The sequence below is a fragment of the Streptomyces sp. NPDC107546 genome, assembly GCF_055639175.1.
The window spans coordinates 1-19,988 of the sequence record NZ_JBVKBA010000031.1 but is presented as its reverse complement, the minus strand read 5'-3'; the positions used below and the strand labels follow the sequence as shown (position 1 = coordinate 19,988).

The window sequence follows — 19,988 nt, the reverse complement described above, 5'->3', positions numbered from 1 at the left end:
GGTGGTCTGGCTCCGTTGGTTCCCGCTCCGTACACCGGACGCTTCAAGGAGTCGTATCGATGGCCAGACCCTCCCGCCGTCACCTCACGGTCGCCACCGCGCTGCTCGCCGCCTCCACGGCCGCCGTGGCCGCCACCACCGCCGCCGGCGCCTTCGACAGCAAGGAGCAGGCGAAGAACGCGATCCAGGGCGGGAAGGCGAAGAACGTCATCCTGCTCATCGGTGACGGCATGGGCGATTCGGAGATCACCCTCGCCCGCGACTACACCGTCGGTGCAGGCGGCCGTCTGAACATGGACAAGTTCCCGCTGACCGGCGCCTACACCACCTACGCGGTCCACGCCGACGGCACCCCGGACTACGTCACCGACTCCGCCGCCAGCGGCACGGGCTGGGCCACCGGCGTAAAGACGGTCAACGGCCGCATCTCCAAGACACCTGGCACCGACAAGGCCGTCCCCACCCTGCTGGAATTGGCGCAGAAGAACGGCTACGCCACCGGCAGCGTCACCACCGCCGAACTCACCGACGCCACCCCGGCCGTGCTCGCCTCCCACGTCACCGACCGCTCCTGCCAGGGACCGGCCGACATGGCCAAGTGCCCGACCGACACCCTCGCGGCCGGCGGCCCCGGCTCGATCGCCGAGCAGTCCGTCAACCACAAGGTCGACGTCCTCTTCGGCGGCGGCAAGCAGCGATTCGACCAGAAGGTCACCAACGGCACGTACAAGGGCCTGACCGTCACCGAGCAGGCGCAGAAGCTCGGCTACCAGGTCGTCACCGACAACGTGGGCCTCACAAACGTGAAGGTGGGCAAGCCGGTGCTGGGCCTGTTCGCCACCGGCAACGTGCCGGTCGAGTGGACCGGCAAGCCGGCCGCGGTCGGCGGCACCGCCCCGCAACGCTGCATGACATCCAACCCGAACCGCCCGGCCACGACCCCCAGCCTCGCGGACTCCGCCACCAAGGCGATCCAGCTCCTGGAGGCCAAGCAGAAGCAGGCCCACTCCAAGCAGGGCTTCTTCCTGCAGATCGAGGGCGCCTCCATCGACAAGCAGGACCACGCCGCCGACCCCTGCGGCCAGATCGGCGAGACCGCCGCCTTCGACCGGGCGGTGAAGGTCGCCCGCGACTACGCGGCCAAGCACCCCGACACCCTCGTCGTCACCACCGCCGACCACGGCCACACAAGCCAGATCGTCCCGCTGGAGGCCACCCCGCCCGGCCAGTCCTCGACGCTGATCACCAACGAGGGCCAGCAGCTGAAGGTCAACTACTCGACCAACACCCCGGGCCAGTCCCAGGAGCACACCGGCACCCAGGTCCGCATCGCGGCCCAGGGCCCGCTGGCGTACCGCGTCCTCGGCGTCACCAACCAGACCGACCTGTTCACCACGATCCGCGAGGCCCTGCGCCTGCGCTGAGCCCAGCGAACCGATGGGCGGCCGAAGGCCCCGACCCGCGTGAGGGTCGGGGCCTTGGGCACCTTCTCAGCCTGCCTTCTTGACCCGTGGCGAACGGGCTGAGCCTGCCGAGGAGCATCGTCAGCGGGGAACCGGAGCCGCCCCCGCCCTCGCCCCCTGCACGGTCGCCTGTTCCGCGGCCTTCGGGGCCAGCACCCGCTCGGCGAGCAGCCCGAAGACGAGCCCGAAGGCAGTCCACAGGGTCAATTGGATGGCCAGGGCCGAAAGGCGGAACTGCCAGAGCAGGGTGGCCGAGAAGTCCTTCGGCACCTCGTTGACAGCCGGCAGGAACACGTACGCCAGCCCGATGGCCAGGATGAAGAACGCCCCTGCGGCCACCGTCGCGTTCCAGTTGCCCAGGCGCGGTCCCAGCCGCTTGCCGAGGATCACCGTGGCGATCGCCAGCAGCACACTGAGCAGCATCATCAGGAAGTACAGAGTGGTGCGCTTGCCGATGGTGTCGGGGTCGCCCACGGACGGCGGGTTGGCGGGGTACTTCAGGAACGGCACGACATACACGGCGATCAGTCCGGCCGCCGCGAGGAGCAGCGCGCTCGCGCGCGGCCCGAAGCGGCCGATCCGGCCGAGCGCGAAGCAGTACGCGAGGGCGGCGATACCGCCGAACGCGACGCCGTAGACGAGGACTCCGGTGGCCAGGCCACCGGTGGACTGCATCGTGCGGCTGACGACCTCCATGCCGTGCTCGTGAGAGTGCGCCTCCTCATAGGCGATGGCCGAGTCGACGCGCGGCTCACCGAGGAAGTAGGCGACGACGAGGGCGAGCAGGCCCGCGGCGAGTCCCGCGAGCATGCCACGCACCAGCAGATTTCGGACGGTTGCCGAGTTCATGGGGCGGGTTCCTCGCCGCCGTCAGTGGCAGGGGAAGCCGAGCAGGTGGCGGGCGTCGTGCACCCACTCGTGCACATCCTCGCCGGACATCACGGAGGTGGCGCCCTGCTCGGCGCCGACGAAGTAGAGCAGAACCAGCATCAGGACGCCGAAGAAGACCGCCCAGGGGACGATCGCGCCGATCGGCAGCTTGGCCGGTGCAGCGGTGGGGGTGGTGGTCGGCTGAGCGACGGACTGCGCCATGGCAGAACCTCCTGGGGAACTCGCGTCCCGTCTCGGTGGTGCACAGGACGACGGCGCGGGTCTGACTTGTCCACCACACAACGAAAGATGTGTCGTGGGGGCTTACAGTGGCGCGACCGTGCCGGAATCCCACCGGCTTCCGCGATCCGTCGTCGATATCGCCGAGAAGGTACCGCGAAGCGGAGGTGCGGCCAAGGGCGCACGGGCGCTGACGGGGGCGCGTCAGGCCGCCGTTTTCTGTGAACGCCCTGTGACAGCAGGGCTGTCGACCGCGAGAGTGAGCACGTGACGAGCCGAGTGATGTTGATCTCACCAGCTATGAACGCGTCCCTGCGCGCGGCTCGCTTCGACGACGGGTGCTCACTTGACGCGATCGGGGCGGCGCACGCCCGCTCGGCGGCAGGCGCCCTTTCTCGAGCCGGGCGAGCGCTTGCCTCCCCCACCGTCCGCTGCCGACAGACGGCCACCGCGCTCGGCCTCGACGCCGACGACGAACCCGTACTGGCCGGCCTAGACATGGGTCGATGGCGTGGCCGGACGCTCGACGAGGTGGGCGCCGCCGAGCCGGACGCGGTGGCCGTGTGGCTGTCCGACCCGGCAGCCGTCCCGCACGGCGGGGAGTCGGTGCACGAGTTGTGTGAGCGGGTCGCGGCCTGGCTGGACGAGGCCGCGCAGTTCTCCGGCCGGACAGTCGCCGTTGTCGAACCGGATGTCGTACGGGCCGTGACCGTCCGGGTGCTGTGGGCCCCGGAGCCGTCCTTTTGGCGGATTGATGTACCGCCGCTGACTGCAGCCGCGTTCAGTGGCCGCGCCGGGCGCTGGAACCTGACACTTGGCCGACCGCTCGGGCGAGCCGACGACGACTGACAGAGACCGGCGCGGCATACGCGGCCGTGTCAGCTGCCGCCCACTCCCAGCGCCGCCAGTAGCACCAGCAGCAGAGTGGCTGCGCCAAGAACACCGTGGGCGGCGACCACCGGGACCGGCAGGCGCCGTTCCGCGGGCGTCGTCTCATCCCCCGTGGCGGCGGTGGGGTAGAGGGGCAGCCAGCGGGCAAGCATGGTGAGGCCGAGGAGGGCGACGGCGACGAGGATGCAGGACGTCCACGCCAGGGCCGCCCGGTCGGCGACCAGGTAGATGATCCAGACGACCAGCCCGGCCGCCGCTATCAGCGTTCCGACCCGGTACTGCCGGTGGCCCGGGCCACCGACGCGGGCCGGGTGGGACAGCACTTGCTTGGAGTGAGGGAAAGAAACGGGCGGGATAGGCGGCACAGCCGCGGCTGGGGAACAGGGCGCGCGCTCAGCCGGTTGCGCGTCGGCACGGCCGCCGCGCCCGTGCCGCCGTCAGCGTGGCCGCGACGCCAGGCGGGGGACGTCGGCGGGAGAGAGGTCGGGGCGGGCACGGTGCAGGTGTGCGGGGTGGCGCCACCGGCCGGAGGCGTCGCGGGCGACGTCGACGCCGACTTCCACCACCAACTCCGGTTCCATCAGCGTGACGTCCAGCGTCTCCCGACTGCCCCACCCGGCGGAGAACGACCAGCCCGTCCACGGATGACCGCGCCGCGCCGGGGCGAGTAGCCCGGCGACCGTGCTGCTCGCCGTCCGGGCGAGAGTGGTGGTGCGGCCGACGTACTGAAGGCGGCCGCGGTCGTCGAACCTGCCGAGCAGCAGAGTGCGCGGAGAGGCGAGTGTGCCGGTGACTGCGCTGACGATCGCTTCGGTGGTCTCGCGCACCTTGTACTTCCGCCAACCGCGCACCGCGGGCTCGTACACGCTGTCCAACCGCTTGAACAGCACGCCCTCCATCCCGACCGACGCCCACGTCAGCCACTCACGCACGGTGTCCGGGTCGGTGGTCGACGGGCACAGCACCCACGGGGCCGACAGCCGGCGCGCGGCGAACACGGACTCCAGCGCGGCCCTGCGCCGCCGATACGGCCATCCGGTCGTGTCGGTCCCGGACAGCCGCAGCAGATCGAACGCGACAAAGTGGGCCGGCCACTCGCCCGCGGCCCGGGCCGCCGCGGCGCCGCGCCGCTGAAGCCGGTTCTGCAGCTGCTCGAAGGCGAGCCGTCCCGCGGTGTCCCATACGACCAGCTCGCCATCAAGCGCGGTCTCATCCGGCAACTGCGCGGCGCCGGCCCGAATCTCTGGAAACGCCGGAAGCATCTCGGTGCCGCGCCTGGAGCGCAGCACCACCCAGCCCGCGTCGACGGAGACCAGAGCCCGGAACCCATCCCACTTCGGCTCCGCCGCCCAGCCCGGCCGCAGCTCGGGCCCGGGCACGGGAGCGCTCAGCATGGGTTCCGGCGGCGTCCACGTCACACCAGATCCCTTCCACCGAGCGATCCGGTGCTGTCAGGGGTGAGGGCGGGAGAGCCCCGCCAGTGATTCAGGGGGGTACTGACCACGAGGCCGACCACGCCCGGCGCGACCCCGACCACGGTTCCGGTCGGGCGTGCCGAAGTGACACGCATTTCGAACATGCGATCTAATGCGGGGATGGACGTGACCGACTTCCCCGACGACCTGGTGCAGACGCAAGCAGCCTGGAACGACACCTACCAAGCGCTCGCCGCGCCCCGCCCCCGCGACACCACCGCTCTGCGCCGCCGCCTGCTGCTTTTGTCCGTACGGCTGTGGTGGCACCCGTACTGGGAGACCGTCCCCTCGGCGCCGGCGGCACGGTCCGAGCTGCGCCACCTCGCCCGCGCCCACGGAGCCGTCCTGGCCGCGTGACCGGTCGTCCCGTCGACCAGGAGCACGAGGTTGCGGCAAGGGTTGCGCCTATCTGTTGCGTTGGGGGTTGCGCCAGGTGTTGCGCGGCCCCGCAGGACCGTCCCCGTGCCCGCGCAGGTCACCACGCTGGTCCGGCCGTGGTCGGCGCCCGATCCCCTCTACGCCCCCGAGTCCACGCCCCACAGCAGGAAGAAAAGAGAAGTGGGTGGGACAGGCCCCGGGCGGCGGGCGAGGGGATCGGGCGCCGCTGGTGCTCCTGGCGCGCGAGGGCGGGGCCGCGCGCGAAGCCGGGCAGACAAGTTGCCCGGGCTGGCCTGCTACTGCCCGGCCTCCAGCTGTTTGCCCTTCGCCTGCAGCTTGGCTGCGCTCACGCGGTCTCCATCGATGAACGGGTTGACGGTGACATCCAGGCCGAAGAGCGCGTAGATGTAGCGCAGTGCTTCGTAGGCGTCGCGTTCCGGGTCTCCCAGGGCCCTCCAGCTGTGATTCCAGTCATCGCTCGTGGCCATCTCGGTGGAGCCCCAGAGCGGGAAGGCCGGGTCCTCACCGGATGCGAGCACGCGCCCAGGCGGTCGGGCGAAGTCCAGGGCGACGATCCGGTGCGTCCACGCACCGTCGACGAGGGGCAGGACGTGCCGGTCGACCAGCCGGAAATACTCCAGGGCGATCTCGGTCAGCACGAACACGTTGATCCTGCGCACGCCGCTGCCGTCGTTGTACCGCTCCATTGCCCAGCCGAGCATCTCCGCGGTCGCTGACACGGCCCCGGTGACCGCGCCGTCCGACTCGACCAGCAGTCCGCGGCGGGGAGCGTCGGCGAGCAGGAGACCGCCCTCACGAGGTGCCGGACGCGTGTAATCCGAGGACCAGTTGAAGGCATGGGCGCCCCGGAGTGTGTCCTGATTGCTCAGGACGTCGCGCAGGCCGCCGTCGGCGTACATGCCTGGGACAAGCCCGCGCGGGTGATCGGGCACACTCTGGAAGAAGAGCACGGGTGCCTCCTCCAGCTTCAGACCAGCGCGCAGGACTTCCCGGACTTTCACGCGGTCCGCGGCCGGTGCGGGCGCCGGCGCCGTGGCAGCGGCCGTGAACCGCGCACGCAGGCCGTCGTTCAGGAGGCGGTATACCTCGTCCTGTGGGAGGAAGGCCGTGGTGTCGCCGTTGCGGATCGGGATGGTCCAGCTGTTCTTGATGAACTGGCCGTTGTCGGTGATGCCCCGGGTGACAATCGCCCACCGGGCGGCCTCGGGCAGCGGCGGTACCTCGATCACGAAGTAGTGCCCGGATGCCTCCGGGTCGGCCTCGGGGTGGTCGTACCAGAAGAATTTGACCTTGATCAGCGGGCGCACGTACTCGGTGAGGACGTCCTTGTAGGAGTCGGTGTTCACCAGCCTCTTGTCGAAGGGCGTCGCTTTCTCCGCCACCTCGTAGAGCTCGTTCGGGCGCTTCTTCGCCTTGAACCCGCACACGAGCAGGCCACCGCCGGCGTTCGCGAAGGCGGCGACGTCCTTCGCCAGCTCGAACTTGCCCTTATCGGTGCTCAGGTCGTACGGCCCATTGGGTGAGATGCTCTTGAAGTCAACCCACTCGCTCTCCGGCGTGCCCTTGATCTCGTGCGGCTGCTGCGCGGTGAGGTAGGAGACGAGCTGAACCATGCTGTCGGCGGCCATGCCGTTGGAGCCTACGCGCACGTGGGCATTGCCTGTACGGCCGAGGGTCGGGGCGCGCTCAGCCCGCTTGCGCGTCGGCCGGGCCGCCGCGCCTCTGTCACCCGGCGGCGGAGCCGGGACGAAGTCGCCGACGGCCGGCCCGCCTCGGAAGGGCATCGTCCTGTGGCTCACGTACGGCGTGCTGGCGCTGTGTGGGAGTGCTTTGTACAGGTCCTGGGCGCGCTCGGGGGACTGGGCCGGTGCGTCGGTGTTCGAGGACTCTCCGCCTCGCGCGCCTTTCGCCAGCCAGGACACGGGGCGTTGTCAGTGCCCTGCGCTACGGTCGCGCCGTTCCCGCCTGGCCTCCTACTTAGGCCAGGCGGGAACGGCTTAGCGCGCACCCCTTTTGGTTTTCGGCGGCGGGGGGCGGCTCTTCCGGATGGAAGGGCGACACCGAGGTGTCCTGTCTCCATATGACGGGGTCGCGGTGGCGATTGCAAGGAAAACCGGGAACTTCACCCGCTCTGTCTCTGGTCCCGGCCTCTACATGGGCTGGAGCGGTCATAGGGCGGTCCCGACCTGACACCTTGTGAAACCTAATGTTCCGTGATTCCTTGATCACGTGGCGTAGCGCATGTGTGTCGGTCCATGCTGAGGCTCCTCAACAGCGGTTCGGCGGCCGTCTGTTGAGAGGTCCCTTTGACGTGGCTTCCGGATGGCTGCGGCATGACATCAAGGAGTGTGATGGACACCAGGACGATAGTGATCGCGCTCGTGCTGATCACGGTGGTGGTGTTCGGCTGGAGCACGGCGATGGTGATGACGGGCCATGAGGCCTTGATCGCCACGCTGGCCCCCGTCCTCGGCCTGACGGTGCAGCAGGTCGTGCGTACGACCCGCTCGCGCAACGCGACGACCTCCCGGAACCGCGTCACAGCGGCGGCCGACAAGGAGGACGGCGCCCCGTGACAACGCCCTTTGAATCACCGGCGCCGGCCTCCGGCCCGACGCCGGTACGTCCCGGACGCAAGCTCGGTCCGATCGCGGACAGCGTGGGCAGTTCCCACCGGGCCTGGCTGGAGCCGATCCGCTGCTACTACATCAGCAGCGGCCGCACACTCAGCGACCTGAGCGATCACGTGCTGCTGGCCAAGTCCAAGCTCTCCGAGCTGCTGCGCGGCATAGGCCACTACCCGCGGTGGGAGGTCGTCCACCGTCTGTCCACCGCACTGGGCATCCCTAACTGGCCCCTGTACCGGCTGTGGCGGCAGGCGGCCCTTGACATCGGCAAGACGAGGGAATGGATCGAGCGGTCCAGCGAGGGCGCCTCGGCTACCACCGACAGCGCACCACCTTTCGAACACCGTCCGTTCCGGCTCTTGATGGAAGACGACTACCGCCACTACGCCGAGGTCTTCCTCCCTCCCGAGGTGTGCGACGCCGCGGTCGAAGACACCTTCGCCATCCTCTGGCTGTCCTGGGACGACGCCCTGGCCAGCCCGGACACCCGCCGCTACGCCTGGAAGATCCTGCGGGCCACCGTCATGGCCAAGGCCACCTACCGCGACAACCTCCCCGAGATGGAGAACGCGGTCTTCGACACCGTCGCCCTGCGCGGCCACCGCTCCGCGGCCGGCCGTGCAGCACAGCTGACGGAAAGCCTGGAGCTGTTCAAAGCGATCAGCAGACTGCCCGACGCTCAACTCGACGTCATGGTGCTCCGCTACCTTTGCGGCGCCACCGACGAGAAGGCCTCCCACCTCCTCGGTGTGCCGCTGGCCACCGTACGGTCCGACGAGCGTCACGCCCACCGCTTCCTGAAGAGCGCCGTCACCCTGCCGCCCGAGACCGAAGGACCTGCCACGTGACACCACTTCAAGAAATCCTGTCCAGGGCACTGCTGGTCCGCGACCGTGCCGTACCACGCGACGTCGTCCCGCCCAGCCGCCCCGACCACTGCCCTCACACCGCTGTCCGGCCGGCCAAAGCCAGCCAGGAGGCGAACACGACCGCGGCGAAAGACCTTCGCGCACTCTGCGAAGCCCTGGTCACCCACACCCCCACCCCAGCGGTCGGCGCGTTCGTCACCGACCAGGTACCCGAGCCCCACAGCGCGATGGTCCTGGCCTGCGTCCTGCAGCTGACCGACACCGACGACGGCGCCCGCTTCTGGTGGCAGTACGCCGCCGGCGCCGGCCAGGCAGCCGCCGCATACTGCCTCTACCTCCACCACCTCTCACTGGGCGAGGACGACACAGCCCAGTGGTGGCACCGCCAGACCGATGACGTCCAACCCCCGCCCCCCACCGACAGTCCCTCCCCTCAAGGCCGCATCGACGAAGCCCCCACCAGCACACTTCTGCGCATTCTGCGACACCTGGCCGCGCAGACCTCCCGCCGGCCACGCTCCGCCGCAGTCACCGAACTCATGAAGTTCCTGCCCACCGCCGTCGCCGTCGGATACCTCCGCGAACCCGACATGGAGATGCCCCTGCCAGGCCCCGACTTCGCCCGCAAGATTCGCACACTGCTGACAACCGCCGCTGGTCGGCCCAGCGACTCCATCGAGCGACCCGCCCGCCTCGAGACGCGCCCGCGCAAGCGACGCGGTACAGCTCGTACCATGCCGCGGATTCCCGAGCAGATGGGGAAGACCGCCACACGATGAGCCTCTATGAGGGTCCCGAACCGTCACCGTCTGGGACCCTCAAGCGCGGCACGGACGCCTGTCTGGCGACGCGGCGGCCGAACGGATCGCCGACGCACTCGGCACCCCGAACCCGACCGCGTACGGCGAGCGGGCGAACGTGACGGCGTTCGTGGTGCGCCGGTTCGTCCACCATGGCCTGATGGTCGACCTGAGCAGAGTGACGATGAGGTCAGCCGTCCGCTTCGTTTTCGAGGCGACCGGCGTGGTCGGGACCGGGGTGGTCGACGCCGGGCACCATAGGGATGTCATAGTCGAACTCCGCCTTGCCGAAGGATTCGCTGGTGATGGGTGGGGGGTCGTTGTCGACGATGATCAGCTGCAGGCGTTCGCCGTACGCGTCGGCCATGGTCCTGAAGCGGCTGTAGATCTCGGCCGCGCGATCCAGCGCGTCGGCGGTCGGACGGTGAAACGGCGCAGACTGCCGCCGTCACACGGCTCGTGGGATGCTGCCCAGTGCGCCTCCCGTGGCCTGTCTGCAGTCGCGGCAGATGCCATCGGGGTGCGCTGGACCAACCATGGGCCTGCCGCAGTCGTAGCATTCAGGGCGTCGCTGTCTCTTGCTCTCTCGAGTGGTCGCACTGGGTTGGGCGGCGTTTCCGTTGCGGTGATCGCGCTGGTGTTCGGCGCAGCGGGGGCATGACTGATTGGTGTCGATGATGACCCCGTCTTCGCAGCGTGGGTCAGGGCATTCGCGGCCGCACTTGCTGATGGGACATCGGTGGGAGGCTATGAGCCGTACCGCAACGCCGACGGGGTGGGCCAGTCCTGTTCCGCCGGTGGAGGTGTCGGCGGTTGCGGCGAAGCCCCAGGCGTACCAGCGGCGGTCGGCTCGTGCGATCAGCTCTTCGGCAGTTCGGTGCTGGTGTTCGCGCAGGATGGTGTCCCGCAGTGTCATGGGGCGGAACGGGGGGAGCAGGGCGCGCAGTTCCTGTGGGAGGCCGGCTTCGACGGCCTCGACGATCTGGGTTTGGGCCGGGGTCATGCGTTGGCGGACACCGCTACGGGGTGGGCGTCCTTGCCGCGGTGCCGGCAGTTCAGGTCGTCCGTTGTCGGTGTCGTTGTGACGGGCGTTCCTACTACTTGCTGTATGAGGCCTTCGGCCGGGAGCGACGCTTCGCGCCGCAGGCGCGGGTTCTTGGTGTTGTTCTTTTTGGTCTACTTCAACCCCTTGCTGGGGGGGTGCGAAGCGCTTTGCTGTGGGGGTACGTACCCCCACAGCAGGGGGTACGGTCTGGCCTGCTGATTTCGCGGAATCCCCAGGTCGCCTCGTGCCCCCTGCTGTGGGGGTACGGAAGGTCGCTCCGAGGAAGGGTGTGGCCGGCGGCAGGGGAGTGCGGCTCTTGCGTGCCTGGGCTCGGGCGTGGGCGGTCTGCTGGCAGTGTTCCTTGAGTGTCTGGCGGGTGGCCGTGAGCCAGGAGTCGAAGGTCTCTTCGCGGGCGTCGCGCTCTTCGGGGGTCTCGTCGGGGGCAGCTCGGTTGAGGGCGTACCAGTCGGCCATGGACCGTGGTCCGCAGTAGTCGGCGGGTGGGGTTTGGTGGACGATGTAGCGGTTGCGGCGTACCAGGCCCGTGGTGGAGCGGATGACCTCGATGGCTCCGATCACTTCCAGCTGCAGCATGTACTTGGAGACGTTTTCGGGCTTCTTCAGTCCCAGGATGCGGGCGAGTGTGAGCAGGCCGGGCCAGACTTCGTTGTCGTCTCGCGAGGTGTTGAGGTGGGCGGACAGTGCCCAGTACAGGGTTCGGGCGTCGGAGTCTGCGCCGGAGAGCAGGACCCAGTCGCCGACCTGGGTGAAGGGGGCGCGTCGGCCGAGAGATACCTCCAGCGTGTGGTCGAGGGCTGTCGGATCGTCGGGTACGTGTGTGCTCACTGCGCTGCACCTACTGGGTGGGGGGTGTGTGCTTGGTGCTGTGTCCGGTCCACGGGGGCAGGGGAGTCGCCTGCTGTTCCTCGCTGGTCAGTCGGGGTGAGCTGGGCGTGGCCGTACCGCTTCCGGTTGGTTTCCCACAGGATGGGCGCGTGCTGCCATCAGTCCCCCATTAACGTCAGTTCATGACTGTGGTTGATACTAGACACGAGATCGACTTCATGACCAGTAAACTTGCATGCCCTGAGCAATAGTTGAGGTTCACTCAGTACACTCAGAGCCGGGCGCCCATGAACTAGCAAGGAGTCGGGGGATGAGCAGCACGACCGAGCATGGTGCTGGCGGCGAGGTGGGCCGCACTCTTGCACAGAAACTCGATCATCTGTTCGAAACCGCGACACCGAGGGACCAGAAGGCGCCGTCTCACGAGGACGTCGCCACTGCCATCAACATCGCCGCGGGTGAACGGGCGATCAGCGGCACCTACATCTGGCAGCTGCGTACCGGCAGGAAGACCAACCCGACCATGAAGCACCTCGAAGCCCTGGCCCGCTACTTCGGTGTCAGCCCTGCCTACTTCCTCGACAACGAGCAGGCACAGCGCATCGACGAGCAACTCGCGTTGCTGCAGGCGCTGAAGGACAGCGATGTGCGCAACATCGCACTTCGGGCACATGGTCTTTCCGACTCAAGTCGTCAGACCCTGGCAGGAGTCGTGAGTCAGCTGCGGAAGCTGGAAGGACTGGGAGAAGACCCGGACTCACAGAACGGCGATGTCTGACCGTCGCATCCGCCCACCCGCAGCACGACCACACAGGGGCGCATCAGCGCCATCTCGATCGGGGCCGCACACGTCCACGGGCGGCTGCGGGCAGCCGCAGCCTGCTGCCCCGAACCCGTCTGCCGGGGGTCTTTGCCAACCCTTGTAAACCCTTCGCTAGTGTTCCCTCGCAGACGGTTTATGAACGAGTCGTGTCGTGCTCTGACCAGGCATGGCGCGACTCGGCCTGCGGTGGCCAACCAGCACGGATGCCCCCTACGGCATGAGCCGCCGCCGCACGAAGGAAGTTCGACCTTGATCTAGGGGGAACGGTTGAAGGAGCGACAACTTCGTCGCCGCTGCAAACGGGAGCTCCAGGCCCTGGACATTCAACCGCCTCTGCAGGTGGAGGCCCTGTGCCGCGCATTGGGCGAGCGCCGAGGCCGGCCGATTCATCTGGTGCCCTACTCCCTGCCCGTGCCAGGCCCCTTCGGGGTCTGGATTGCCACGGGTGCCAGCGACTTCATCGTCTACCAGCGCGAGACGACGAAAGCCCACCAGGACCACATCATCCTGCACGAGGTGGGCCACATCCTGGCCGACCACGACAGTGACGACGGCGACGAGCAGCTGTGGGGCCTGATGATGCCCGACATCGCGCCCGAAGCGATCCGCCGGGCACTGCGGCGCACGTCCTACGACCAGGAGCACGAGCGAGAGGCGGAACTCGTCGCCACCATCATCCTGGAGTGGGCCTCGGTGCTGAACAGGGTTACACCCCCACGGCCAGCGGACGCGTCGGTCCGGCGAGTCCAGACGGCGCTGGGCGACAGGCAGGGATGGCTTTGATCGTCTCCGTAATCATGTGGGCCATGAGCCTGGCGTTCGTCGCAGCGCTGGGATGGAAGATATTCCAGCTGGCCAAGGCCCCCCGTGATGCGGCCTTGCGCGCGGTCACGCTGTGCCTGATCAGTGCCGCCTGCTCCTTCGTGCTGGCCAGACAGCCCTTTGCCGGCTGGATCGCGTCTGTGTACGGTCCGGGCGCCCCCCGGCTGGTGCAGAACCTGTTCGTGCTCAGCATGGTGTACTGGCTGATGTGCTTCTATCTGTACTCGGCCGCCGCTGATACGGCTGAGGGCAACAGACGCGCCCGCCGGGAGGCACTCCTGCTGGCTCTCGCCGCCATCGGCCTCATCACGGCGACCGTCGCGGCAGGCGTTCATGACCACGGCGCGAACTTCCGGGGATCCGACCTGCGCGATCCGGCTCTTGTGAGTTTCTACCTCGTCGCGGATGTGTATCTCGTCTACGCCCTGGCCATGGCCCTGCGGTGGACTTGTTCCTACGCCCGGACCTCACAGCGACCGCTGGCAACCGGCCTCTGGCTGACCGCAGTGGCTATCGGTGCCATGGCCGCGTCCTGCACGATCCGTACCGTGCTGACCGTGGTTCGCTGGCAAGGGAAGACCGTGCCCCACGCTGTCACCTGGACCTCAAGCGTGATCATCGCGCTGGCGGTCCCGCTGTTCCTCATCGGAGTCAGCTACCCCGGAGTTGCCACCCGGATGGCTGCCGTGCGGGTACGCCGCCAGCACCGCCGCATGTATCGCCGACTGGGACCGCTGTGGCAGATGCTCAACGAGGCATACCCCGAGCACACCCTCTACCGGATGCCGGCCAAACCGTGGCGCGACCACCTGCTCCCGCTCGGCGTGCACCGGCGCTATTACCGCAGAGTCATCGAGTGCCGTGACGGCCTGGTACGGATCAGCCCCCACCTGACGCCGCTCGCAGGCCCGGTGGAGGACCAGCCGGGGTGGGCCGACGACCTGGCTGACCAGCTCTACGCGGCACTGCACAGCGAGCAGCCCCCAGCGGCGCCCGCCCAGGCCGTCGCCGTCGCGAGGCCGCTGACACAAAGCCTGGAAGACGACGTGCGGCAGCTGGCCCAGCTGTCGGACGCGGTGAGACGACGACGTGTCCTCGCCGGAACCAAGCACAGCGACTGAGAAAGCGAGACGTCGTGAACCAGATACTCATCACCGCAGGACGCATACTGCTCGGTCCCAGCAGCACACACATCGACGACGGCGCCGTCCTCGTCTCAGGCGACACCATCGTGGCAGCCGGGGCACGCAACGACGTGCTCGCTCACACAGAACCGGGCTGCCAGGTGATGGAGTTTCCCGATGCCACCGTGCTGCCCGGGCTGATCGACTGCCACGTCCACCTGGCTTTCGACGCAGGACCGGACCCAGTCACCACGCTGACCGACAGCGACGATGCGACGCTTCTCCTGGCCATGGCAGGCCGAGCCGGGCAACTGCTCGACGCCGGCATCACCACCGCCCGTGACTTGGGTGACCGTGGCGGCCTGTCCGTCCGGCTCCGGGATGCGATCAGCGAGGGCGCCGTCGCCGGGCCGCGGATTCTGGCCGCCACCGCGCCGCTGACAACCCCCAAGGGGCACTGCTGGTTCCTCGGCGGCGAGGTCGAGGGCGAGAAAGAGATCCGGCAGAAGGTGCGCCAAAACGCCGAGGAAGGCGCGGACGTCATCAAAGTGATGGCGACAGGCGGAGGTCTGACCCGCGGCGGCCCTTCGATCTGGCAGCCCCAGTTCACCACCGAAGAACTCGCCGTCGTGGTGGAGGAGGCGCACCGGCTCGGTCTGCCGGTAGCCGCCCACGCGCACGGCGTGCAGGGCATCGCCGCCGCGATCACCGCAGGGGTCGACACGATCGAGCACTGCAGCTGGATGACCGAAGACGGCACCGCCGACCTGCGTGAGGACCTCCTCGCGCAGCTCATCGACAAGCAGATTCACGTCTGCCTTGCCAACCATCCGAACTGGCAGGCCTTCGCCGACCGGGTCGGTCCCGAAAAGGCCGCTGAGTTGTTCGCCCCCACGCGCCGGATGGCAGAGAGCGGGGTCCGGCTCGTGGCAGGGACGGATGCCGGCATTCCACGAGCCTTCTTCGGCGGACTCATCGCCAGCCTGGAGTTCTTCGAGTACTTGGGCGTTCCAAGGCACCGCGTCATCGACATGGCCACCATCGACGCCGCCTCCGCACTCAGGCTGAGCGATCAGACCGGCCGCCTCGCCGCGGGTTGTCGCGCTGACATCCTGGTCGTCGACGGTGACCCTCTGGCCGACCTGAATGCCCTGCGCGCTGTGCGCCTCGTGCTGGCGGGTGGCCGTTTCCACATCCCGCATTCCGCAGCCATGTCGTGGGCCCAGCAGCGGCCCGCCTCAGCGCAGCAGGCTGACTCGTGATCTATGAGGGAACGATGGGCACGGATGAGGGCGCTCCGGCAACAGCGCGCCTCCGCGATGTACTGAACCGTGCTGGGCACGTCGTGATCGCCGAGGGATCTCCTGACGAGGCAGACTCCGCCGGCGTGGCGCGGATCGTGGTGACGGGTGCCGAGATCGCGGACTTGGCCCAACTGCTGGCCATTGTGGACGGCGGTAGGGGCGACCGGTGCCTGTGCAACGGCTGGCCGACGATCATGGTTCACGACGTCAAGGGCGAGCTGATCGCCTGCTGGACGCTTCACCATCAATCCGGTCTTCGAGGAATCGGTGACTGCGATGCCGACCTGCGGGATGGTCCGGCACTCACCGAGTGGCTGGCAGAGCGCGGCCTGACCGGATCTCGGGAGGTTCAGGCGGGGCTGGCGGTGCAAGAGGCCGAGGAAGACCGACGCCGGCTGCGTTGGCTCCAAGCCGCGCCCGCTGGGGTACGCGACGCCGCCAGGGAGGTCTCCAACCCGCCGGGGCGTGACCTGGAAGCCTGGTCAGGTCTCCTGCGCGACGCCAAGGCCCGGCTCGCCACGCTCGTCCAAGACGGCTATCCCGACGGGGTCGAGCGGATTCGCGCCCTGCTGGCTTGGGCTGGGGTTCCCGCCAGGGAGTCCACTGGCGGCCTGAAGTGGTACGACATGGCGGTCCAGCAGCTGCTGCTCGCCGAGGATGCTGACCTCATCCTCACCGCGCTCGCCACCGGCTCGCCGAGCCTGGCCCAGCTCGATGGCGCGGCCCAGCTCTTCGGATCCCTCGAATGGACCGGAGTGCACGGCAAGCAGCTATCCGAGCCGGTGCGGTCGATGCTGATCGGGCACATCCAAGCGGACGGCACCGATCCCATGAGGTTCCGGATGCGCCACGGCTACTACGGTGCCGAGCGATCTGCCTGAGTGGAGCGCCACCACAGACTCTCTTGAACGGCCGGCACACCTCTCACAACATTCCACGAGCGGGTGGCCCCGGCCGACAACACGCCCGGCGCTCGCTGAAACAACCCGCTTCGTTGAACGCCAGACCAAGTGGGGCGACGAGCGTATCTGGCCGTTTTCAAAACGGCTCTGTCCGCAGTTCCGTGAATGATGTTGGTGCTGCGGCAGGCTGCCGCCGAATCGGTCTCACCTCTCGATCGTGCTGCCGAAGTGGCAAGTCGTCTGCACAGCCCTCAGCCCGAGGTTTCCCTCGTGACGGTGCGGGTGCAGGGTGCTTGACGCCTTGTGTTTCCGGAGCGGCAGCGCGGGCGGGCGCCGGATTACCGATGAGGCGTTTGCCTTCGGCAGGATGGGCGCATGACCGAGATCCGCACACCCCGTCTCCTCCTCCGTAGCTGGCACGACGACGACCTCGTGCCAATGGCGGACATCAACGCGGACCCACGGGTCATGCGCTGGATCGACGACGGCTCGGTGCGCGACCTGGACCACACGGCCGAGTCCATCGAGCGATGGGAGGAGGAGTGGGACGAGGAGGGCTTCGGGCTCTTCGCCGTCGAGCTGCTGGCCTCGGGCGAACTGATCGGCTTCACGGGACTGTCCGTGCCCGAGTTCCTGCCGGAGGTGATGCCCGCCGTGGCGATCAGCTGGCGGCTGGGTTCACAGTTCTGGGACCAGGGGTACGCGTCCGAAGCCGCGCACGCCACGCTGGAGTTCGCGCTTCAGGACCGCGGCCTGGACCGCGTCATCAGCATCAACCGGGTGGGGGACAACGCCTCCGAGAACGTCATCCGCAAGCTCGGCATGGTGCCCGAGCGGGAGACGGTGCACCCGGTGTACGGCTACCCTCTGCTCGTTCACGCCATCGACCTCACTGAGTTCCAGGCGTAAATCGGCCGAACCATCGATCATCGCAAGACAGCCGACCAATGTTTTCAAAGGTCAGGCGCGCGATCCGCAGGGCGATGCCGCGTTCCCGCAGCCATTTCCGCAGGTGGTCGTAGTCATAGCCCTTGTCCCCGTACAGCTTGGCAGGCCGCCGACGACCCGGTCCCGGCGGGATCGGATGGGTGGGATGCCATCACCAGGGCTCGGCGTCGGGTTGAGCCGGTCTGCGTCGCTGACCTTTTGATTTCGGCGTAAATCGCCCGCTGCAGGCGGCCGAAGTCCGTCCGGCGCCTGCGTGTCGAGTGGTCATCCAGGTCGGCAGGCAGCGTACGCAGGCTCAACAAGCGGCAGCTCCCCGTACGGGGGCCGGGGAGCTGCCGGTATAGGGGTGCTCTGGCCTTGAGGCCGGCGGTGTCAGTCAGGCGCGACCGTTTTTCGCCTACGCGCGGGCGGCCTTCTCGGCGGTTGCAGAGCAGCGGTATGCGAAAGTGTCATCACGGGTCAGGTCAGGCGGCCCCGTAGCGCATTGCGTTGGCTTGTGTACGTCTGTCGGGGGACTCCAATGATGTGGCAGAACCTCGAAACGCTGAGCCCCCGCGCAGTCCGTATGGCCTCGAGGTCTGAGTAGGGACTGCCCGCGGGTCCAATGCGGCGCGTCCTGCCTTGAGCTGGAGGAATGCTTCGCCCAGCGCTGCCTTGAGTCTGTTGATCTCGTCGAGGAGTTGCTGCTCGCGCTGCGACTTCCCCGACCCGGCTTCGAGGCCGCGTTGTCCTGCGGCGATGAACTGGCGCCGCCAGTTGCCTATCGACTGCTCTGTGACATTGGCTTCCCGGGCTGCCTGGGAGACCGTGGTCTGTCCAGACAGTACGGCGAGAACCAGCTGAACCTTCTCGTCTGGCGGCACGGCCGGTGGACGAGGCATGGGCCTACTCCCCCTCAGTAGCTCTTGCGAACGGGGCGCTGATGCGGTGGGTGCAGCCGTGTGTCGAGCAAGGCCGCGAGGGGAGTACAGCGCGTCGCTGCGGTCCCACATGCTTAGCCCCCGTGTGCTCTCTGACCGGCCAACCGACCTGGTCTGCATCAGCAGCCCCTCTTAACAGATCCCACCACATTCGCACGCTAGTTGCACGCCTCATGAGTTCTACAGCGTGCAAATCTTGCCATGAGGCAGGCAGTTGCCTACCTGGAAACTATATGCCACTCTTGCAGCAACGCTTCTGATGGGGGATCAACGAGATGAACACGTACGACGACGCCCGTGCGTCGCTGGACACGGCAGCAACCATGCAAACGGCCGCCCGTGCGCGTCCTGTCGCGGCCTGGCACCCGCCCTTCGTTGGGCTCGGCTTTGCCGTTGGACTGTCCGCACTCGGCCTGGCCGATGACTTGCACCCCTGGCAGTGGGTGATCCGCGCGGTCGCTCTCCTTCTGGTCGTCGCGGCCGTCGCGGTGCCTTTTGTGGCCGCACGCCGTAGCGGGGTCATGGCCTGGTCGGGAGGCTCTAGCAAAGACCGCCGGAAGAATGGCGCTTCGATGTCCCTCGCCGTGGTTGTCGCGCTGCTCGTCGACGCGGCAGCCGGCGGGCCCTGGTTCTTCATCGTGCTGGGCTGTGGTCTCGGTGCTGCCGCTTGGATCCGCCTGGCCCGCGCACGCAAGGCGTGAGGACCGATGTCAGGCAAGCTGCATGAGCAGATCCACCACCCCACGCGTCTGGCCATCGTCGCCTTCCTCTCCGGCTGCATAGAGGCTGAATTCAAGGCGGTTCAGGAGTGCTGCGGTGCGTCAGCCGCTACGCTCTCAAAGCTGGTCACGGCGCTGGAGAGTGCCGGATACGTGCGGGTGCGCAAGGGGTACTTCGGTAAGCGACCGCGTACTTGGCTCTCTTTGACGCCTGATGGCAGGAAGGCTCTGGAGGAGCACCTCGCCGCACTGAACGCGCTGGTGGACACAAGTGTCGAACAGGGCCGACGGCACGAGACGACGACTGCCGCGCCCGACACCTAAAACGCCGGTAGGTGCCCGTCCTGTACACGGGCACCTACCGGTTCGCCCCGCTCGCCGGCGGGAGAGTCACATCGGGGGATATGTGACGGGCTTCGTTCCGTCACTTCGCGAAGATTTCCACGAAGTGACCAAAGCCGGCGTTACAGCTGTCAGCAGCCACCGTGGATGGTCTGGGAGATGCTGTAGCCGATGGTCGCGCCGCAGGCCGCGGACGAGGTGTCGATCGACACCAGGATCGACGGCGTGGTGGCCGGGGCGTCGCCCTCGGCGGTGACGCCGAACTCCTCGGCGGAGGTGTAGGCGGTGTAGCCGGCGATGAGCTGGTCGACAGCGTTCACGTGAACTCCTTCAAATCGGTCTGCCCGGTGACTGGGCAGAGTTGGCGGTAGTGAGGCAGGTCAGCAGTGGCCGGACAGCGTGGTGCCGACGACGGAGGCGGTGAGGGAGACGCACTCGGTCGACGAGACCGTGGTCACGGTGACCGGCGTGGTGGCCGGGGCGTCGCCCTCGGCGGTGACGCCGAACTCCTCGGCGGAGGTGTAGGCGGTGTAGCCGGCGATGAGCTGGTCGGCGCTGT

Annotated in this window: 24 protein-coding genes, 1 pseudogene and 1 riboswitch; of the genes and pseudogenes, 14 read left to right on the top strand and 11 right to left on the bottom strand. The window is 68.1% G+C overall.

The features are described from left to right. Positions 1-59: 59 nt before the first annotated feature. Positions 60-1,424 carry an alkaline phosphatase gene (locus tag ACZ7L1_RS31575; RefSeq protein ID WP_471442000.1) on the top strand — a complete coding sequence of 455 codons (1,365 nt, stop codon included), beginning with the start codon at positions 60-62 and terminating at the stop codon, positions 1,422-1,424. A 120-nt stretch (positions 1,425-1,544) separates the two neighbouring features. Here ACZ7L1_RS31575 and ACZ7L1_RS31570 read toward each other — a convergent pair whose 3' ends face one another. Further along, positions 1,545-2,312 carry a CbtA family protein gene (locus ACZ7L1_RS31570; RefSeq protein WP_471441999.1) on the bottom strand — a complete coding sequence of 256 codons (768 nt, stop codon included), beginning with the start codon at positions 2,310-2,312 and terminating at the stop codon, positions 1,545-1,547. A gap of 21 nt (positions 2,313-2,333) precedes the next feature. Beyond that, positions 2,334-2,555 (bottom strand): CbtB domain-containing protein, encoded by a 222-nt coding sequence (locus ACZ7L1_RS31565; protein WP_471441997.1) that lies wholly within the window; start codon positions 2,553-2,555, stop codon positions 2,334-2,336. Between the two features lie 35 nt (positions 2,556-2,590). Further along, a riboswitch (cobalamin riboswitch) is annotated at positions 2,591-2,747 on the bottom strand. Between the two features lie 93 nt (positions 2,748-2,840). Here ACZ7L1_RS31565 and ACZ7L1_RS31560 point away from each other — a divergent pair. Then, a complete protein-coding gene (locus ACZ7L1_RS31560) occupies positions 2,841-3,422 on the top strand; it encodes a histidine phosphatase family protein (protein WP_471441995.1) in 582 nt (193 codons plus the stop codon). 29 nt (positions 3,423-3,451) lie between these two features. On the opposite strand, the gene ACZ7L1_RS31555 is transcribed toward ACZ7L1_RS31560, so the two are convergent. Beyond that, positions 3,452-3,787, bottom strand: a complete 336-nt coding sequence (locus ACZ7L1_RS31555) for a hypothetical protein (RefSeq protein WP_471441993.1) — start codon at positions 3,785-3,787, stop codon at positions 3,452-3,454. Between the two features lie 114 nt (positions 3,788-3,901). Continuing rightward, entirely contained in the window at positions 3,902-4,882 is a 981-nt protein-coding gene (locus tag ACZ7L1_RS31550) for an ATP-dependent DNA ligase (RefSeq protein WP_471441991.1), read from the bottom strand. A gap of 177 nt (positions 4,883-5,059) precedes the next feature. Between ACZ7L1_RS31550 and ACZ7L1_RS31545 the strand changes: the two genes are divergently transcribed. Next, on the top strand, positions 5,060-5,296 hold the full coding sequence (locus ACZ7L1_RS31545) for a hypothetical protein (RefSeq protein WP_471441989.1): 237 nt from the start codon (positions 5,060-5,062) through the stop codon (positions 5,294-5,296). Between the two features lie 317 nt (positions 5,297-5,613). Here the strand turns inward: ACZ7L1_RS31545 and ACZ7L1_RS31540 are convergent, their stop codons facing one another. Next, positions 5,614-6,966 carry an AlbA family DNA-binding domain-containing protein gene (locus tag ACZ7L1_RS31540; RefSeq protein ID WP_471441987.1) on the bottom strand — a complete coding sequence of 451 codons (1,353 nt, stop codon included), beginning with the start codon at positions 6,964-6,966 and terminating at the stop codon, positions 5,614-5,616. Positions 6,967-7,689: 723 nt separating this feature from the next. Here ACZ7L1_RS31540 and ACZ7L1_RS31535 point away from each other — a divergent pair. The 3 genes from ACZ7L1_RS31535 to ACZ7L1_RS31525 are packed head-to-tail and all read left to right on the top strand — an operon-like array spanning position 7,690 to position 9,613. Then, positions 7,690-7,914 carry a hypothetical protein gene (locus ACZ7L1_RS31535; RefSeq protein ID WP_471441986.1) on the top strand — a complete coding sequence of 75 codons (225 nt, stop codon included), beginning with the start codon at positions 7,690-7,692 and terminating at the stop codon, positions 7,912-7,914. Next, entirely contained in the window at positions 7,911-8,813 is a 903-nt protein-coding gene (locus ACZ7L1_RS31530; RefSeq protein WP_471441984.1) for an RNA polymerase sigma factor, read from the top strand. The genes ACZ7L1_RS31535 and ACZ7L1_RS31530 overlap by 4 nt, the downstream gene beginning before the upstream one ends. After that, positions 8,810-9,613, top strand: coding sequence for a hypothetical protein (locus ACZ7L1_RS31525; protein ID WP_471441982.1), 804 nt, complete (start codon positions 8,810-8,812; stop codon positions 9,611-9,613). Before ACZ7L1_RS31530 ends, ACZ7L1_RS31525 begins: the two co-directional genes overlap by 4 nt. Before the next feature lie 211 nt (positions 9,614-9,824). On the opposite strand, the gene ACZ7L1_RS31520 is transcribed toward ACZ7L1_RS31525, so the two are convergent. Both ACZ7L1_RS31520 and ACZ7L1_RS31515 read right to left on the bottom strand, forming a co-directional pair. After that, on the bottom strand, positions 9,825-10,001 hold the full coding sequence (locus tag ACZ7L1_RS31520; protein ID WP_471441980.1) for a hypothetical protein: 177 nt from the start codon (positions 9,999-10,001) through the stop codon (positions 9,825-9,827). Between the two features lie 81 nt (positions 10,002-10,082). After that, entirely contained in the window at positions 10,083-11,525 is a 1,443-nt protein-coding gene (locus tag ACZ7L1_RS31515) for a hypothetical protein (RefSeq protein ID WP_471441978.1), read from the bottom strand. 310 nt (positions 11,526-11,835) lie between these two features. Between ACZ7L1_RS31515 and ACZ7L1_RS31510 the strand changes: the two genes are divergently transcribed. From ACZ7L1_RS31510 to ACZ7L1_RS31485, 6 genes are all read left to right on the top strand, one after another. Continuing rightward, positions 11,836-12,303, top strand: coding sequence for a helix-turn-helix domain-containing protein (locus ACZ7L1_RS31510; protein WP_471441976.1), 468 nt, complete (start codon positions 11,836-11,838; stop codon positions 12,301-12,303). 456 nt (positions 12,304-12,759) lie between these two features. After that, entirely contained in the window at positions 12,760-13,131 is a 372-nt protein-coding gene (locus ACZ7L1_RS31505; RefSeq protein ID WP_471441974.1) for a hypothetical protein, read from the top strand. A gap of 23 nt (positions 13,132-13,154) precedes the next feature. After that, the gene (locus ACZ7L1_RS31500; protein ID WP_471441972.1) at positions 13,155-14,291 is read left to right on the top strand and encodes an MAB_1171c family putative transporter; all 1,137 of its coding nucleotides are present in this window, start codon (positions 13,155-13,157) and stop codon (positions 14,289-14,291) included. Positions 14,292-14,305: 14 nt separating this feature from the next. Further along, positions 14,306-15,556, top strand: a complete 1,251-nt coding sequence (locus ACZ7L1_RS31495; RefSeq protein ID WP_471441970.1) for an amidohydrolase family protein — start codon at positions 14,306-14,308, stop codon at positions 15,554-15,556. Next, the gene (locus tag ACZ7L1_RS31490; protein WP_471441968.1) at positions 15,553-16,479 is read left to right on the top strand and encodes a hypothetical protein; all 927 of its coding nucleotides are present in this window, start codon (positions 15,553-15,555) and stop codon (positions 16,477-16,479) included. Before ACZ7L1_RS31495 ends, ACZ7L1_RS31490 begins: the two co-directional genes overlap by 4 nt. Before the next feature lie 396 nt (positions 16,480-16,875). Continuing rightward, the gene (locus tag ACZ7L1_RS31485; RefSeq protein ID WP_471441966.1) at positions 16,876-17,409 is read left to right on the top strand and encodes a GNAT family N-acetyltransferase; all 534 of its coding nucleotides are present in this window, start codon (positions 16,876-16,878) and stop codon (positions 17,407-17,409) included. A gap of 55 nt (positions 17,410-17,464) precedes the next feature. Here ACZ7L1_RS31485 and ACZ7L1_RS31480 read toward each other — a convergent pair. Beyond that, positions 17,465-17,598, bottom strand: a pseudogene (locus ACZ7L1_RS31480) (IS5/IS1182 family transposase); the annotation flags it as partial. Positions 17,599-17,912: 314 nt separating this feature from the next. Next, positions 17,913-18,329, bottom strand: a complete 417-nt coding sequence (locus tag ACZ7L1_RS31475) for a transposase (protein ID WP_471441964.1) — start codon at positions 18,327-18,329, stop codon at positions 17,913-17,915. Between the two features lie 314 nt (positions 18,330-18,643). Here ACZ7L1_RS31475 and ACZ7L1_RS31470 point away from each other — a divergent pair, with 314 nt between their 5' ends. Together ACZ7L1_RS31470 and ACZ7L1_RS31465 are read left to right on the top strand one after the other, a co-directional pair. Beyond that, on the top strand, positions 18,644-19,069 hold the full coding sequence (locus ACZ7L1_RS31470; protein ID WP_471441962.1) for a hypothetical protein: 426 nt from the start codon (positions 18,644-18,646) through the stop codon (positions 19,067-19,069). A 6-nt stretch (positions 19,070-19,075) separates the two neighbouring features. Beyond that, positions 19,076-19,411, top strand: a complete 336-nt coding sequence (locus tag ACZ7L1_RS31465) for a winged helix-turn-helix domain-containing protein (RefSeq protein ID WP_471441961.1) — start codon at positions 19,076-19,078, stop codon at positions 19,409-19,411. Between the two features lie 149 nt (positions 19,412-19,560). Here the strand turns inward: ACZ7L1_RS31465 and ACZ7L1_RS31460 are convergent, their stop codons facing one another. Together ACZ7L1_RS31460 and ACZ7L1_RS31455 are read right to left on the bottom strand one after the other, a co-directional pair. Further along, positions 19,561-19,749, bottom strand: a complete 189-nt coding sequence (locus ACZ7L1_RS31460; protein ID WP_453193014.1) for an LxmA leader domain family RiPP — start codon at positions 19,747-19,749, stop codon at positions 19,561-19,563. Positions 19,750-19,809: 60 nt separating this feature from the next. Further along, positions 19,810-19,971 (bottom strand): LxmA leader domain family RiPP, encoded by a 162-nt coding sequence (locus ACZ7L1_RS31455; RefSeq protein ID WP_471442076.1) that lies wholly within the window; start codon positions 19,969-19,971, stop codon positions 19,810-19,812. Positions 19,972-19,988: the final 17 nt, after the last annotated feature.